At 68.4% G+C, this 15,554-nt stretch carries 13 protein-coding genes; 5 read left to right on the forward strand and 8 right to left on the reverse strand.

All coding sequences use genetic code 11. From position 1 onward, the window contains the following. Positions 1-20: 20 nt before the first annotated feature. Positions 21-398, forward strand: coding sequence for a universal stress protein (locus NDI86_RS10095; RefSeq protein ID WP_310900298.1), 378 nt, complete (start codon positions 21-23; stop codon positions 396-398). A gap of 7 nt (positions 399-405) precedes the next feature. On the opposite strand, the gene NDI86_RS10100 is transcribed toward NDI86_RS10095, so the two are convergent. Then, the gene (locus NDI86_RS10100) at positions 406-1,134 is read right to left on the reverse strand and encodes a MinD/ParA family ATP-binding protein (RefSeq protein ID WP_310900299.1); all 729 of its coding nucleotides are present in this window, start codon (positions 1,132-1,134) and stop codon (positions 406-408) included. Positions 1,135-1,259: 125 nt separating this feature from the next. Between NDI86_RS10100 and NDI86_RS10105 the strand changes: the two genes are divergently transcribed. Beyond that, positions 1,260-3,254 carry a DUF6517 family protein gene (locus NDI86_RS10105; RefSeq protein WP_310900300.1) on the forward strand — a complete coding sequence of 665 codons (1,995 nt, stop codon included), beginning with the start codon at positions 1,260-1,262 and terminating at the stop codon, positions 3,252-3,254. A 75-nt stretch (positions 3,255-3,329) separates the two neighbouring features. Here NDI86_RS10105 and NDI86_RS10110 read toward each other — a convergent pair whose 3' ends face one another. Beyond that, a complete protein-coding gene (locus NDI86_RS10110; protein ID WP_310900301.1) occupies positions 3,330-3,746 on the reverse strand; it encodes an HIT family protein in 417 nt (138 codons plus the stop codon). Positions 3,747-3,793: 47 nt separating this feature from the next. After that, entirely contained in the window at positions 3,794-4,432 is a 639-nt protein-coding gene (locus NDI86_RS10115; protein ID WP_310900664.1) for a uracil-DNA glycosylase, read from the reverse strand. A 125-nt stretch (positions 4,433-4,557) separates the two neighbouring features. On the opposite strand from NDI86_RS10115, the gene NDI86_RS10120 reads away from it, so the two are divergent. Both NDI86_RS10120 and NDI86_RS10125 read left to right on the forward strand, forming a co-directional pair. Continuing rightward, complete coding sequence (locus NDI86_RS10120) at positions 4,558-4,845, forward strand: GYD domain-containing protein (protein WP_310900302.1); 288 nt, start codon at positions 4,558-4,560, stop codon at positions 4,843-4,845. Positions 4,846-4,917: 72 nt separating this feature from the next. Further along, the gene (locus NDI86_RS10125) at positions 4,918-5,538 is read left to right on the forward strand and encodes a hypothetical protein (RefSeq protein WP_310900303.1); all 621 of its coding nucleotides are present in this window, start codon (positions 4,918-4,920) and stop codon (positions 5,536-5,538) included. Between the two features lie 11 nt (positions 5,539-5,549). On the opposite strand, the gene NDI86_RS10130 is transcribed toward NDI86_RS10125, so the two are convergent. The 5 genes from NDI86_RS10130 to NDI86_RS10150 form a co-directional block, all read right to left on the reverse strand. Then, entirely contained in the window at positions 5,550-6,881 is a 1,332-nt protein-coding gene (locus NDI86_RS10130; protein ID WP_310900304.1) for a glutamate-5-semialdehyde dehydrogenase, read from the reverse strand. After that, entirely contained in the window at positions 6,874-7,707 is an 834-nt protein-coding gene (proB, locus tag NDI86_RS10135) for a glutamate 5-kinase (RefSeq protein ID WP_310900305.1), read from the reverse strand. Before proB ends, NDI86_RS10130 begins: the two co-directional genes overlap by 8 nt. After that, entirely contained in the window at positions 7,700-8,473 is a 774-nt protein-coding gene (gene proC, locus NDI86_RS10140; protein WP_310900306.1) for a pyrroline-5-carboxylate reductase, read from the reverse strand. The genes proB and proC overlap by 8 nt, the downstream gene beginning before the upstream one ends. Positions 8,474-8,622: 149 nt before the next feature. Then, positions 8,623-8,991 (reverse strand): DUF7344 domain-containing protein, encoded by a 369-nt coding sequence (locus tag NDI86_RS10145; RefSeq protein ID WP_310900307.1) that lies wholly within the window; start codon positions 8,989-8,991, stop codon positions 8,623-8,625. A 76-nt stretch (positions 8,992-9,067) separates the two neighbouring features. Then, the gene (locus NDI86_RS10150) at positions 9,068-12,121 is read right to left on the reverse strand and encodes a PAS domain-containing protein (protein ID WP_310900308.1); all 3,054 of its coding nucleotides are present in this window, start codon (positions 12,119-12,121) and stop codon (positions 9,068-9,070) included. A gap of 163 nt (positions 12,122-12,284) precedes the next feature. Here NDI86_RS10150 and ileS point away from each other — a divergent pair, with 163 nt between their 5' ends. After that, a complete protein-coding gene (gene ileS, locus NDI86_RS10155; protein ID WP_310900309.1) occupies positions 12,285-15,488 on the forward strand; it encodes an isoleucine--tRNA ligase in 3,204 nt (1,067 codons plus the stop codon). Positions 15,489-15,554 lie beyond the last annotated feature (66 nt).

The following is a 15,554-nucleotide window of genomic DNA, read 5'->3' on the forward strand; positions in this document are numbered from 1 at the left end:
CCGGAGCACCCAGAGAGCCCATGACCGACTATCTCGTCGCCACCGCGTCGGTCCACGTGACCGCGGCGGCGGCCGACTACCTGCAGGGGCGACTCGACCCGAGCGAGGACAGCGTCGTCGTGGTCGGGGTCAGAGAGCCCGACAGCCACGAGCGCGACGCCGCCGACGCGGCCAACGTCGCCCGGTCGCGGCTGGCGGCGGCGATGCCCGAGACCGAACTCCGTGAGGGCGACCCCGCGACCGAACTGCTGGCGGCTATCGACGCCCACGACCCCGACGTACTACTCGTCTGCGCCAACGCCGGGACCGAGGGGGCGTCGGGCGTCGGGTCGACGGCGACGGCGCTACTGGAGCGGGCCGACCGGCCCGTGGTCGTGGTGCCGCTGCCGGACCTCTAGTCGGTGGTTACGAGAGGCGGTCGAGCAGCCCCGGCTCATCGAACTCGAGTGCCAGGTCGGTACCCAGCAGGCCCTCGGTGGCGGCCGCGACGGCGGGCGCGAGCGGCGACTCGGGGTCGAGCGCGCTCGGCCCGACCGGGTGGGCCGCGGGGAGTTCGTAGTCGGCGTCCTCGACGGGTATCGCGTCGGCGGCGTCGGTCCGGGTGGCGACCACGGCGTCGGCGGGGGCGTCGAGGTCCCGCAGTCGGCCGCGCTGTCGGGGCAGCAGGTCGGCGCCGCGGGGGGTCGCGGGCGCGACGAGCGCGCGCCGGTCCGCGGTCGTGAGCGCGGCGACGGCCGGGTTGGCGGCCACGGGCGGCACGTCCAGCAGGACGTGGTCGAACCGGGAAGCGGCGTCGGCGACGGCGGTTTCGAGCCGTCGAGCGGCGTCGGGTGCCTGCGCGCGGGCGAGGCGTTCGAACGGCGCGTGGGCCGGACAGAACACGACACGGCCCGCCACGTCGTAGTCGGCGTCGTACAGCGCCGCCTCGAGGGCGCTCTCGCCGACGGCGACGGCGGTCACGTCGTCCGGTATCCGCCCGCCGACGTACGTCGCCAGTCCCTGCGTCCCGAAGGCGGCGTCTAGCACCGCGACCGAGCGGCCGGCCCGGGCAAGCGTCGCCGCCATCTCCACGGTCGTTCGTGTCGTCCCGGCGCCGCCGGCGGCGCCGACCAGCGCGAGCGTCGGTGTAGCCATACAGTACGTGGAACTCGGGATGAAATAAAAAGGTCAGTGCCAGCGACGGGGATAATCATTTATCTTACCAATAAGAATTCTTATGCTTAGTTCGGTTGTACAGTACTACCCAGTAAGGAGCCATCATGACAGCAGGTAGCGGTGAAAACAAGTGGAATCGACGACAGTTTCTCGCGATGACGGGCGTCGCTGCGGGTGCTGGGATGCTCGCGGGATGTGGCGGGCTGACGAACCAGGAGTTCATCGCCGACACCGTGGTACTGCCACAGGCGGCACAGGACGAACTGGATTTCACGGCGCTCGTCGAGAAGACCGACCGCCGCGAGTACTCGCGGTCGGTCGGCGGACAGGACGTCAACGCGGCCGTCGAGAGCTCCATCTCCGTGTACGGACAGACGGACGTCGAACTCTCCTTCGTCGGCGGCGAGGGACCACTCCTCTTCCGGTTCGTCGGCGGCGAGGGGGACGACGCCTTCGGCGAGGTGACCGAGAAGCGCGCCGCGCCGGCGACGGCGTTCGGCGTCGTCGGCGGGCCGCTCCCACTCCTCGAGAGGGACAGCCCCGTCGACCCGGCCGGCGTCGTGCTGTTCGCGCCGACGGAGAGCGACGGCCCGGTCAGTGCCGACCAGGTGCTGGCGGTCGCCCACCATTCGGCCTTCGAGGGCGAGGAGTCGTTCATCGTCGGCGAACACGGCGCCCTGTTCCCGGGCGAGGAGTGGTTCCCCGGTGAGGAGTGGGTCCCGTCGACGAATTGGTTCCCCGGCGACGAGTGGGTGATGCCCGGCGACGACGGCGGTGCGGACGTGGCGTTCTTCGACGGCGACGCGGACGGCGACGGGCTCGGCGACGGAGTCGAGGAGAGCGAGCCCTTCAGCGCCGGCGACGAGGTCGAAGCCGAGTACGTCGCCGCGCCAGCCAGCGTGTTCTTCGACACTGGCGTCTCGGTCACCGACCCCGAACGGATGGCCGCGGCCGTCGGCGTCGACGAACTGGGCGTGACGAACCCCGACAACATGGTCCCCGGCTTCGTCGTGTTCTCCGACCGCGAGCGAGGCGTCCCCATGGCGTACTTCGGGGGAGACGAACTGTTCCCGGACTCGTCGTTCTTCCCGGACAGCGTCTTCTCCGAGGGGCAGGTGCTGTCGGCACCGCTCGGAGAGCTGTTCCCGGACGGGCACTTCTTCCCGGACGGGTACTTCTTCCCGGACTCGACGTTCTCGGAAGACACGACGGTGCTGTTCTTCCCCGAAGAGTCGTTCGACGAGGTGCCGGAGCCGTTCAGCGTCGCCGAGGCGGGCGACGAACTCGCACCCGAGGAGACGCTGCTGTTCTTCGGTGCCGACCAGGAGACCGCGTGGCCGGATTCGGTGTTCTGGCCGGATTCGGTCTTCTATCCGGACTCGGTGTTCTACCCGGACTCGGTGTTCTACCCGGACTCGACGTTCGTCACGACGGAGCCGACCACGAATCCAGTCGCCGCCGGGGCCCTTCCGGAGGCGTTTCCGGATAGCTTCTTCTTCCCGGACGAATCGTTCACGCCGACGGAGCTGCTGCAGTTCCCCGGCGAGTTCGCCTTCCCCGACAGCAGTTTCGACAGCGAAGGGGCGACCGTCGCCCTCTCGACGGGGTCGCTGGAGAACCTCAACGCCGGCACGCTCGGTGGCGGCGCGCTCAGCGTCGGCGTCCTCAGCACGCCCGCCGCGAAGGTAGCCGGCCAGTCGCTGAACCCGCTGGCCCGACTGGGGCTGGCCGAGTTGCTGACCAGCGACCAGTCCGAGGGCTTTCTCAGCTCCGCCGGCGTCGGCGACGGCGAGAGCGTCGACTGGGAACGGGGCCCGGAAGCGCTCTCGACGGTCGAGGGGACGATGCTCGACCAGGACGTCACCGTCGAGACCCACGCAGGCGTGGTCAGCGGCGGCGAGACGCCCAACGCCACCTACCTCCACATGGCCCGCGTCGAGAACGACAGCAGCGTCGTCATCGCGGTCGGCATCCAGAGCTTCGACGTCGAGGACACGTCGAAGCCGTTCGTGGGCGCGGACGGGTACCTGACCGAGAGCGAACTCGAGGACGTCCGGTCGACGGTCGTCGACGTGGACGGTCGACTGGTCGTGCGGTAGTCGTACGGATTGGTGTCGCTGTTTCCCGGTTATCGCCGTCCCGAGGCGGCCAGGAAGAGGCTACGACAATCCGTATCAGTCCCTGATTGTCGCCGCGATATCGTCGAGTTCGTCGTCGCTCAGGTCGGGTCGGTCACTGACCAGCGCGTGGATGGGACGGCCGCCGTCGTCGGCAAAGCGCGGGACGATGTGGGCGTGGACGTGGGGGACCTCCTGACCGGCTTCCTCGCCGTTGTTGAACGCCACCGTGCTGGCGGGCGCGTCGACGGCCGCTTCGACCTCGGGCGTCAGTTCGTGCATGGCGGCAAACACCGCGCTCCCCAGGTCCGCGGGCAGGTCGTTCAGCGACTCGTGGTGGTCCTTTGGGATGACGAGCGTGTGGCCCGGCGCGAGCGGGTTCGCGTCCAGGAACGCCAGCACGTCGTCGTCCTCGTAGACGGTTCGGCTCGGGATGTCACCGGCGACGATTTGACAGAAGATGCAGTCGTCCATACGCGGCGGTGTGTCCGGCGCGGCCATGAAAGTTTCTCCGGCGGCAGTCAGCCCCCGGTGGCCCGGTCGACGGCCACCACTATCGCCGCGGCGTATTCCTCGTAGCGGTACCCCAGCCGCGAGAGCCACACCTCCTGGTAGCTCGGATGGAGCACGGGGACCACCGGCACCCCGAGCGCGTCGCTTTCGCGAGGGTCCAGCACGCAGTCCAGAACGCCATAGAGCGCCTCGCCGTCGAGGGCCAGCACCGTCTCGGTGGCGTGCGTGCCGGTCGGCAGCACGGCATCGGGCGCCACCGTCTCGACTTCCCCGACCAGATACGGCCGACAGTTGTCCAGTTCCGCCGCGGTGGGGTCGCGGTTCCCCGGCGGGTGACAGTTCACGGCGTTCGTGAAGTAACAGCCGTCGTGGCCGAAGCCGGCGTCGGCGAGCAGCGTCCGAATCTTCCGACCCGACGCCCGGGCGGTGTAGGCCATCCCGGTCAGGTTCCCGCCCCGCCACTGGTCGGCGTCGGGGTCGCCGGCGGCCGGGGCTTCGCCGACCACGACGACGCTGGCGTCCAGCGGCCCGACGCCCCAGGAGATGCGCTCTCGGGCGCCGGCCAGTTCGGGACAGCGCCGGCAGTCGTCGGCGAGGGCGTGGCGGCCCTCGGGGTCGGGAAACGCGGGCGGCTCCCCATCCGACAGACCCGCCGGTGAGGCCGGGCGGGGTATGAACGTTTCCGACGGGCCGGATGCCCGGCCGGAACGGTCCGCGACGGCGATACGGACCTGGTAAGAACGCCTAAAAATGTCTGTCCGCTAACAGCAGTATGACGACACACGTGCTGCTCGCCGACGTGAACGAACAGCGATTCCACACCTTCCAGGAACTGGCGTCGATATGGGGGGACATCCGGAACGATATCGAAGACGCCGGTGGCGAGGTACACGACAGCAACGTCCTCATCGGGGACTACGACTTGCAGGTCGTCTTCGACGCCGACGACGAGGAGACGGTGCTGGAGGTATCGATGGCCGTACAGCGCCACGGATTGAACACCAAGACGATGCGCGCCGTTCCGATGGCGCAAATCGGCGAATACGCCACCGACCCGTGAGCGAGTGCGACGTGTGGCCGGGTCTCTGCTACCCCTCGGAAGAGTTAAGCGATAATCCAGCCTCGGGAAAGCATGGATTTTTCCCGACGCGAACTGCTGGGGCTGGTGGCGGTCAGTGCGCTGGCCGGCTGTTCGAGCGGTGACGACGGCGACAGCGGCGACGGACCCACCGAGACGACTGGCACGCCGCCGGCGACGGCGGACGGCAGCGCCGGGACGAGTCTCGCCGGGTCCTGCGCGAGCAACTTCGGCGACACGCTACAGCCCTACGACGTGGGCGACCGCGGGATGGTGGCGGCCTTCGGCTACCCGATGGGCGGCGAGGTGACGAGCGAACAGGACGAGGACGACAGCCACGTGACGGGCTTTGGCTACGGCCGGGGGGATGTCTCGCCGCTGCACACGATGACCGTCTCCGAGACGGGGCCGACGGGCGAACCGGCCGACGCGACCGAAGCGTACTCCTTCGACGACCGGTTCGAGAGCGGGACGGTCACGACCTACGACGGCCGGGAACGCCCCGTGGCGATACGCCGCGCAGACGAGTCGGTGACCTACATCGTCCACGTCGAGCGGTCTGACGGCGTCTACGTGTTCTCTGTGCAGACGTCGGCCGGTGAGGGCGAGCCGTGTCCGGACGTCTACGAGTCGGTCACCAGGCGCGTCACGGGGTCGTTCGAGCCGGTGGCCTGAGGGCTGTCGCTCTACTCGTCGTGCAGGTGCCCCGGATTCCACTCGCCGTCGAACTCCCGGTGGGTAAAGGGCAGGGCGTCCTCGCCGGCGTAGCTGGCGACGAGCTGGCCGTCGCCCTCCAGATAGTACTTGTAGGTCGTCAGCCCCTCCAGGCCGACGGGGCCGCGGGCGTGAATCTTGCCCGTGGAGATGCCGACCTCGGCGCCCAGCCCGTAGCGGTAGCCGTCGGCGAAGCGCGTCGAGGCGTTGTGGAAGACGCTGGCGGCGTCGATACCGGTCATGAACGTCTCGGCGGTGTCGGCGTCCTCGGTGACGATTGACTCGGTGTGTTTCGAGCCGTTCTCGTTGACGTGGGAAACGGCGTCGTAGACGTCGTCGACCACCTTGATGGCGAGTTCGAGGTCGCCGTATTCGGCCCGCCAGTCGCCGTCGGTGACGGGGTCGACGTCGACGATTTCGCGGGTCTCGGCGTCGCCCCGCAGCGTGACGCCCTCCTCGCGGTAGCGGGAAACGACGCCTGGCAGGAACTCGTCGGCGACCGACTCGTTCACGAGCAGCGTCTCGACGGCGTTACAGACCGCGGGGTACTGGACCTTCGCGTCCAGCGCGATGTCCTCGGCCATCGCCAGGTCCGCGGCCTCGTCGACGTAGACGTGACAGACGCCCTCAGTGTGGCCCAGCACGGGAATCTGGGTGTTCGCCTCGATGTAGGAGACAAAGTCCGAGGAGCCACGCGGCATCACGAGGTCGACCATGTCGTCCATCTCGAGCAGTCGGTCGACCTCCTCGTGGGCCTCGATGAGGGTGGCCCAGCCGTCCGGGAGGTCGGCGGTGGCCTCCATGATGGTCTCGTAGAGCACCCGATTCGATTCGCTGGCCTCGCTGCCGCCCTTGAGGATGACGGCGTTGCCGGATTTGAGCGCCAGCGCGGCGATTTGCACCAGCGCGTCGGGACGGGACTCGAAGATGGTCCCGACGACGCCGATAGGGACCGAGAGCTTGTACAGTTCGAGGTCCTCGTCGAGTTCCCGGGCCGCGAGCGTCTCCCCCAGCGGGTCGTCCTGCTGTGCGACGGACTCGACCATCCCGGCGATGGACTCTAGCTTGCCCTCGTCGAGTTTGAGACGGTCGACGAGCGCCTGCGTGTACTCGCCCTCGGCGAGCATCCGTTCGGCCTCCGTGACGTCTTCCTCGTTGGCCGCGAGAATGGCCTCGCTGTTCTCGCGGATGGCGTCGGCGATGTCGGCCAGCGCCCCGTTGCGCGTCTCTGCGTCGACGTTCGCGAGCCGCAGTGCCGCGCGGTTGGCCTGTGCCACCTGTTCGTGTGTGTCTGTCTCAGTCATCTACCGCTCCGTTGATAGGCAGGAATATTGTGCCCACCGATTCCGCGTCGGCGACCTTGCGGAGCACGTCCGGTTCGGCCGACCCCGCGATGACCGCCGGAATGCCGTGTTCGGCCACGTCGCGGGCGCCCCGCACTTTCGTCTGGATGCCGCCGAACCCGCCCGTCGAACTCTCCGTGACGACGTCCTCGACCTCGCTGTAGTTGCGGCCGACGACCTCGATTCGCTCGGCGTCGGCGTCTTCCTTCGGGTTGCCGGTGTAGACGCCGTCGACGTCGGTCAGCGTCACGAGCAGGTCGACCTCGACGCCGATGGCGATGGAGGCCGAAATCATGTCGTTGTCGCCTATCTGTAGCTCCTCGGTAGCGACGGCGTCGTTCTCGTTGATGATGGGGACGATACCCCACGAGAGCAGCCGTTCGACGGTGTTGCGGAAGTTGGTGAACCGCTCGGGGTTGTCCAGGTCGTGCTCGGTGATGAGAATCTGGGCGACCTTCCGGTCGTAGCGTTCGAAGCTCTCCGTGTAGCGACGCATCAGGTGGCTCTGGCCGACCGTCGAGAGCGCCTGGGACTCCTCGATGGTGTCGGTGTCGTGGCCGACGCGGCCGATACCGGCCCCCACGGCGCCCGAGGAGACCAGCAGCACCTCCTTGCCCCGCGAGAGCAGGTCCTCGATGTCGTCGACCAGCTTGTCGAGCTTGGCGTCGTCTAAGTTCGAGTCGGCGTCTGTCAGGGAGTTCGTCCCGGCCTTGACGATGACCCGGTCGGCCCCGGCGGCCAGCCGTCGGGTGGCCGCGAGCGCCTCGCCGTCGACGACCTCACTCATCGTCGAAGTCGGCCGCCAGCTCCTTCGACCGGCGTTCGGCGGCGGCGACGGCATCTTTCATCGCCCCGTCGGCGCCGCTGTCCCACAGCACTTCCATGCCCTCGATGGTCGTCCCGTTTGGCGAGCAGACGGCGTCGATGAGTTCGTCGGCCGAGCGGTCGTCCTGCAACACCGTCTCGGCGGCGCCCTTGAACGTCTGGGCCGAGAGCACCTGCGCTTCCTCGTGGTCCAGCCCGCCGGCGACGCCGGCCTCGGTCATGGCCTTGATGAAGTAGAAGACGAAGGCCGGCCCGGAGCCGTTGACCGCGGTGGCGATGTCCATCTGGGACTCCTCGATTTCGGCGAACTCGCCGACGTCGTCGAGCAGCCCGCGCACCGTCTCGGAGAGGTCGCCGGTCGCCGCGGCGGCCATGAGCCGCGTCTCGGCGGCGAGATTCGGCATGATTCGCACGACGCTGGCGTCGGTCCGGGCCTCGACGAAGTCGGTCGGGACGCCGGCGGCGATGGTGACGAGCGTCTGGTCGGCCGAGAGGTCGAGTTCGGAGAGGACGGCCTCGACGATGTCCGGCTTGACCGCGACGAAGACCACGTCGGCCTCGCCCGCGAGCGAGATGTCGTCGGTCGTCTCGTCGGCGTAGTCGGCGACCGCGGCGAGCGCGTCCGGGTCAAGGTCGCACGCGACGATAGTGTGCCCGCCGGCTTTCGAGAGACCGGTGACCAGCGCACTGCCCATGTTCCCGCAACCGATGACGCTCGTGTGTACCATTGTTACAGACGCAACACACGAGAGAGTGAAAGTAACTGCGTTTTCCTCCGGGCGGTCGGTCGCGCGCGACCGGCGTGGCTAACGGCGTTCCGGCGAGCCGCGAAAACAGCGGCGGTTCCGTCGGCGTCGGTTCCGTCGGCGGAACTGCGTCAGCGACCGTTCCAGGCTTCGAGCGCTTCGACGACGGGCATCTCCAGCCACTCCTCGCCCTCCAGGGGCAGGTCGCCGCTCGCGACCACCCGGCGCCGTGGGTCGTACCGTATCAACCCGGCGGCCGCCAGCGGCGGGATGTCCGCGTGGTGGAGCCGAATCTTGTTGCGGTCGCGCTCGGTGGCTGTCACGGCCGCCCGCGGTTTGTCCCCCTCGGCCGCGGCCAGTTCCCTGGCGAGCCAGCCGACCGGGACGGCCTCCTCGGCGCCGCTGACGCGCGCCAGCACGAGGCGTCGGCGGTAGCTGCCGAGGAGGTCGAACGCGTCCCCCAGGTCGCGGTCGGTCGTCGCATTCTGTGATATCGTCATCACCAGAGACGAGGCCACTCGACGGTATGAATTGTCTACCGGAAGAATGCGGTATCTGACCTGTCAGGGTCGGCGGTCACACCGACCCGGCCTCGGTGCCGTCGAAGTACTGCTCGAACACCTTCGCCGAGGCGACCCGGAGGTGCTGGTGGAGCGTCGACGTGGCGATGTCCAGCGCGTCGGCCAGTTCCTCGCCGGTCGTCCGCCGCCGGGGCCAGTCGAAGTAGCCCGACAGGTAGGCGGCTTCGAGGACGGTCCGCTGGCGCGTGGTCAGCGCGGTGTCGGTCGTCCCGGCGGCCCGGGCCGCCGGAGCGGTGCGCTCGACTTCGCGCTTCGCGAGCAGTTCGACCTCGATACCGCGCTGTTCGAGTCGGTCGAGATAGCCCCGGACGTCGGTGTCGAGCGTGACGTCGACGACGAACCGGCTGTCCCCGTGTTCGATGGTCCCGTCGCGGATGCGACCGCCGGCGTCCAGCAGGCCGCTGACGGGCGTGTCGTGGTCGACGCGCAGTTCGAACAGCGGCGTGTCCCCGGTGTCGACGCGGCGGAGGCCGGTGAGGCCGGTCACGCCGTCGGCGGCCCGCTCTAGTTCGTCCAGCGGCGCGTCGCCCACGTCGACGTACAGCAGGTACCGCCCCGCCTCCACGGGGACGACGCCGTCGAGGCGCCAGCGGCCGCCGACCCGGTCGTTCAGCGCCGCGACCGGTTCGACCTCGGCCGACAGCGCGAGTTCGAGTTCGAGGAAGCCGGTCGCGTACAGCAGGCGCTTCGTCTGGAGGGACTCGATGGCCGTCCCGAGCAGTCGGCCGAGTTCGGCGAAGACGGCGCGCTCCCGGCCGGTAAAGGCGTCCGCGTCGGTCGACCCGACCGTCAGGACGCCGTAGACGACGCCGTCGGACTCGATGGGGATGGCCGCCAGCGTCCGGACGCCCCGGTCGGCGGCCAGGTCCCGCAGCGCCGGATGGGAGGCGTCGTCGCGGACCTCCGAGAGGACGGTCACCGTATCCGCCGTGGCGGTCCGGTCGATAGCCGTTTCGAGGCGGGTCGCGCCCGCGGCACGCAGCGTCGCCAGCGCGTCGTCCGGGAGGCCGGCGGCGTGTTCCACCTCCGTCGGTTCGCCGGTGAACCGGGTGGTCAGCGCGACGGGGTAGCTCTCCGAGGCCACCAGTCCCTCACAGACCGCCCGCTCGACGGTCTCGCGGTCGGTCGCACCGACGACGGTCCGGTGGACCCCGCGAATGAGCGCGTTGATGTCGTTCAGGCGGGCGAGTTCGTCGCGCTGGGCCGCCAGTTGCACCTCGTCGGCCTTGCGTTCGGTGATGTCGCGCAGCGCGGAGAGGTGGAGGCCGGGAGTGACGTTCGCCGTCGCCACGAAGTCGGTGACGCGGGTCTCGCCGTCCGGTCGGACGAGCGGGAACTCGCCCTGGAGCGTCCCCGTTTCGAGGAAGGCGTCCCAGGCGGCCGCCACGTCGTAGTCCGGCGGGGCGAACTCGGCGACGTTCCGGCCGACCAGTTCGTCCTCGTCGAGCCCGTACAGGTCACAGGCGGCCCGGTTGACGTCGACGTACGTCCCGTCGTCGTCGGCCAGTAGCAGGGCGTCCAGCGTCCCCTCGAAGACGGCGCGGAACTGCCGTTCGCTCTTCCGGAGGCGCTGTTCGTAGCGTTTGCGCTCGGTTATCTCCTCGAAGCCGACGACGACGCGCTCGATGTCACCGTCGGCGTCGAGCAGCGGCGCGGCGCTGACGGAGAGCCATATCTGGGTGCCGTCACGACGCCGGATGGTCATCTCGGTGCCGAAGGTCGGCTCGCCGGTGCGCAACACGACGTTTAACGGGAACGCCTCGTCGGGGAACGGCTCGCCGTCCGGGCCGTACGACTCCCACTCCGGTTCGACCAGTACCTCACCGACCAGCTCACTGGGTTCGACGCCCAGAATCTCTCCGGCCCGCTGGTTGACGCGGACGAACCGCCCGTCCGGCGTGTGGACGGCGATGCCCATGGGACTGACCCGCAGGAGCTGTTCGGTCAGGTCCCGCTCGCGTTGTAAGTCCGCCTCGCGCTGTTTGCGCTCGGTTATCTCCTCGAAGGAGACGACGACGTGTTCGATGTCGCCCGCCTCGTTCAGCACGGGCGCGGCACCGACCGAAATCCAGAACCGGGCGCCGTCCCGACGGCGGACGGACATCTCGGTGCCGAAGGTCGGTTCGCCGGTGCGCAGGACGACGTTGAGCGGGAACGCCTCGTCTGGGAACGGCTCGCCGTCGGGGCCGCGGGCGTCCCATATCGGTTCGTCCAGCACCGTATCGAGGAGTTCCTCGCGGTCGATACCGATGATTTCCTCGGCGCGCTCGTTGACGCGGACGAACCGACCGTCGGGCGTGTGGACGGCGATGCCCATGGGACTCACCCGCAGGAGCTGTTCGGTCAGGTCCCGCTCGCGCTGCAGTTGTGCTTCGCGGGCCTTGCGCGCCGAGATATCCCGGAAGTAGACCGAGGCCCCCGTCGGCGAGGGGAACACGCGTATCTCGACCCAGCGGTCGAGGGAGTCGGAGTAGTTCTCGAACGTCGACGGCTCCTGTGTCGCCAACGCGCGGCGGAACTCGTGTTCGATGTCCGTGCCGACGGTCTTCGGGAACTGCTCCCAGACGACTTCCCCCAGTAACTCCGCGCTGGACCGGTCAAGCAGTCGTTCGGCCGTCTCGTTGACGTAGGTGTAGCGCCACTCGGTGTCGAAGGCGACGACCGCGTCCTCGACGCGCGAGAGGACGTGGTAGACGTCGAGTTGCTCGTCGACGGTCCGGCGACAGCGGTAGACGGTCGCCGCCCCGGGAGCCTCGACAGCGTCGACGGTTACCGAGATGTCCCGGACCTCGCCGTCGTCGGTCGGCACGGCGAGCGTCCGGGTTATCGGCGTCGTGCCACGGGGCGGCGGGTCCGGAGCGGCCGGCCCGAGCAGCGCGTCGACGGTCCTGCCGCTGACCGCCGTCGCTTTCCGCCCCAGTACGTCGGCGACGGCGGGGTCGCTCCAGACGACGGTTCCCTCGCCGTCGCCCAGCAACACGCATTCGCCGGGAGCCGGTCCGTGTGTCCGTGAGTCGGTGTCGGAGTGCATCGTGGCTCGGTACGGCACGGCACGACCACCCCTGGCGCCCGACCCGTGCCGAGAGATATGGATGCAGTTCAGTACACCAGCAACGATTAGCCTTCTGATATAAGTGACGAGCTGATACGTATCCGGAGACGAACTCCGCCTAACCGATTCCCCTTTAATGCCGGCGGCGAATAAGCCCGGTATGGAACGGTTCGCCGCGGTCGACGACCAGTACGACCCCGAGCGCGTGGAGTCGGGCGTCTTCGAGTACTGGGACGACGTCGACGCCTACGAGCAGACGGTCGAGCATCGGGCCGACGGGGAGGACTTCTTCTTCGTCGACGGGCCGCCCTACACCTCCGGGGCCGCCCACATGGGGACGACGTGGAACAAGACGCTGAAAGACTGCTACATCCGTTACCTCCGCATGCAGGGGTACGACGTGACCGACCGGCCGGGCTACGACATGCACGGCCTGCCCATCGAGACCAAAGTCGAGGAACGGCTCGACTTCGAGAACAAGAAAGACATCGAGCGCTTCGGCGAGGAGAACTTCATCGAGGAGTGCAAGGCCTTCGCCAACGAACAGTTGGAGGGACTGCAAAGCGACTTCCAGGACTTCGGCGTCTGGATGGACTGGGACAACCCGTACAAGACGCTCTCGCCCGAATACATGGAGGCCGCCTGGTGGGGCTTCCAGCAGGCCCACGAGCGCGGCCTGGTCGAGCAGGGCAAACGCTCCATCAACCAGTGTCCCCGGTGTGAGACCGCCATCGCCAACAACGAGGTCGAGTACCACGACGTCGGCAAGCCCTCTATCTACGTCAAGTTCTCCCTGAGCGACCGCGAGGGGTCGCTCGTCATCTGGACCACGACGCCCTGGACCATCGTCGCAAACACCTTCGTCGCCGTCGACGGTGACCTCGACTACGTGGGCGTCGACGCGACGAGAGACGGCGAGACCGAACGGCTCTACGTCGCCGAGGCCTGCGTCGAGCGCGTGCTGAAGGCCGGGCGCTACGACGACTACGAGGTCGTCGAGGAACTGACAGGCGAGGAGATGGTCGGCTGGGCGTACGACCACCCGCTGGCCGACGAAGTGCCAGACCACGCCCAGGGCGAGGGGTCCGGCCAGGTGTACACCGCCGACTACGTCGAGGCCGACCGCACGGGACTGGTCCACTCCGCGCCGGGCCACGGTGAGGAGGACTTCGCCCGCGGGCAGGAACTCGACCTCGAAATCTTCTGTCCGGTCGGCAGCGACGGCACCTACACCGACGCCGCCGGCGAGTACGCGGGCCAGTTCGTCCGCGAGGCCAACGACGAGGTCATCGCGGACCTCGACGCGAACGGCGCCCTGCTGTCGAGCGAACAGGGCCACACCGTGCGCGAGGGGCAGTGCTGGCGCTGTGACACGGACATCGTCCGCATCGTCACCGACCAGTGGTTCATCACGGTCACCGACATCAAGGACGAACTGCTGGAAAACATCGAAGGCTCGGAGTGGTACCCCCAGTGGGCCCGCGACAACCGCTTCCGTGACTTCGTCGAGGAGGCTCCCGACTGGAACGTCTCCCGGCAGCGCTACTGGGGCATCCCTATCCCCATCTGGCTGCCGGAAGACTGGGACGGCGAGATGGACGACGCCGTCGTCGTCGGCGACCGCGAGGAACTCGCAGAGCGGGTCGACCAGGACATCGACCCCGAGGACGTGGACCTCCACAAGGGCACCGTCGACGAACTGACGATTACGGAGAACGGCACCACCTACAGCCGCGTCGGCGACGTCTTCGACGTCTGGCTCGACTCCTCCGTGGCGACGTGGGGGACCGTCGACTACCCCTCGGAGACGGACGAGTTCGAGGAACTGTGGCCCGCCGACCTCATCATGGAGGCCCACGACCAGACCCGTGGCTGGTTCTGGTCGCAACTGGGGATGTCCACGGCCGCCACCGGCGAGATACCCTACAAACGGGTGCTGATGCACGGCTACGCCAACATGCCCGACGGCCGCGGGATGTCCAAGTCCAAGGGTATCCTCGTCGACCCCCACGAGGTCATCGAGAAGCACGGCCGCGACCCGATGCGCCTGTTCTTGCTCTCCCAGACCGCACAGGGCGTCGACATGAACTTCTCCTGGGACGAGACCGGCGAGATGCAACGGCGGCTCAACATCCTCTGGAACGTCGCCCGGTTCCCGCTGCCGTACATGCGCGCGGACGATTTCAGCCCCGAGGAGACGACCGTCGAGTCGATGGCCGACTCGCTGGAACTGGCCGACGAGTGGGTCCTCTCGCGACTCCAGACCGTGAAGGCGGCGATGACCGAGCACATGGACGCCTACGAGAACGACAAGGCCGCCGGGGAACTGCTGGATTTCGTCGTCGAGGACGTCTCTCGCTTCTACATCCAGGTCGTCCGCGAGCGGATGTGGGACGAAGAAGACAGCGACTCCAAGCAGGCCGCCTACGCCACCCTCTATCGGGTGCTGGAGGAGGTCGCCGCGCTCTTTGCCCCCTTCACGCCGTTCGTCGCCGAGGAGATCTATAGCTCGCTGACCGGGTCGGCTGGCCACCCGACGGTCCACATGTGTGACTGGCCCGAAGCCGACGACGCGTTCCACGACCCCGGGCTCGAAGACGAAATCGAGGTCGTCCGGGAGGTCGAGGAAGCGGGGTCGAACGCCCGCCAGCAGGCCGAGCGCAAACTGCGCTGGCCCGTCACGCGCGTCGTGGTCGACACGGACAGCGACGCCGTGGCCGACGCGGTGCGCTCCCAGTCCGAAATCGTCGCCGACCGGCTCAACGCCCGCGCCGTCGAGGTCGTCGGCGCGGACGACCAGTGGGGCGAACTCCACTACTCCGCCGCGGCCGACATGAGCGAACTCGGCCCCGCCTTCGGCGACGACGCCGGCCGCGTGATGAACGCCATGAACGAGGCCGAAATTGGGGAGCCCTCGCTCGACGCACTCGAAGCCGAGGTGTCCGACGCGCTCGGCGAGGCCGTCGACCTGACCGACGAGATGGTCGAGTTCCGCCGCGAGACGCCCGACGGCGTCACCGGCACCGAGTTCTCGGCACTCGACGGCGGCGGCGTCGTCTACGTGGACACCGCGCTCACCGAGGACATCGAGAGCGAGGGCTACGCACGGGAAGTCATCCGCCGAATCCAGGAGATGCGCAAGGACCTCGAACTGGACATCGAAGCCCGAATCGTCGTGGACCTCGCTATCGAGGACAACCGCGTCGACTCCCTGGTTCGGGAACACGAGGCGCTCATCACGGAGGAAGTCCGGGCGGACGAACTCGACGGCGTCGACGACGGCCACCGCAAGACGTGGGACGTCGAAGGCGTCGAGATGGAGATCGCGATAGCGTCGGTAGCTGCGGCCGAGGCGTCGGACTGAGACACACCGGCCGGTCGCGACCACGGGGAACGGCAGGCCGTCACGAGCTATCCGCGAACACGAGGC

This window comes from Haloarcula onubensis, assembly GCF_031624605.1.
Classification (GTDB): Archaea; Halobacteriota; Halobacteria; order Halobacteriales; family Haloarculaceae; genus Haloarcula; species Haloarcula onubensis.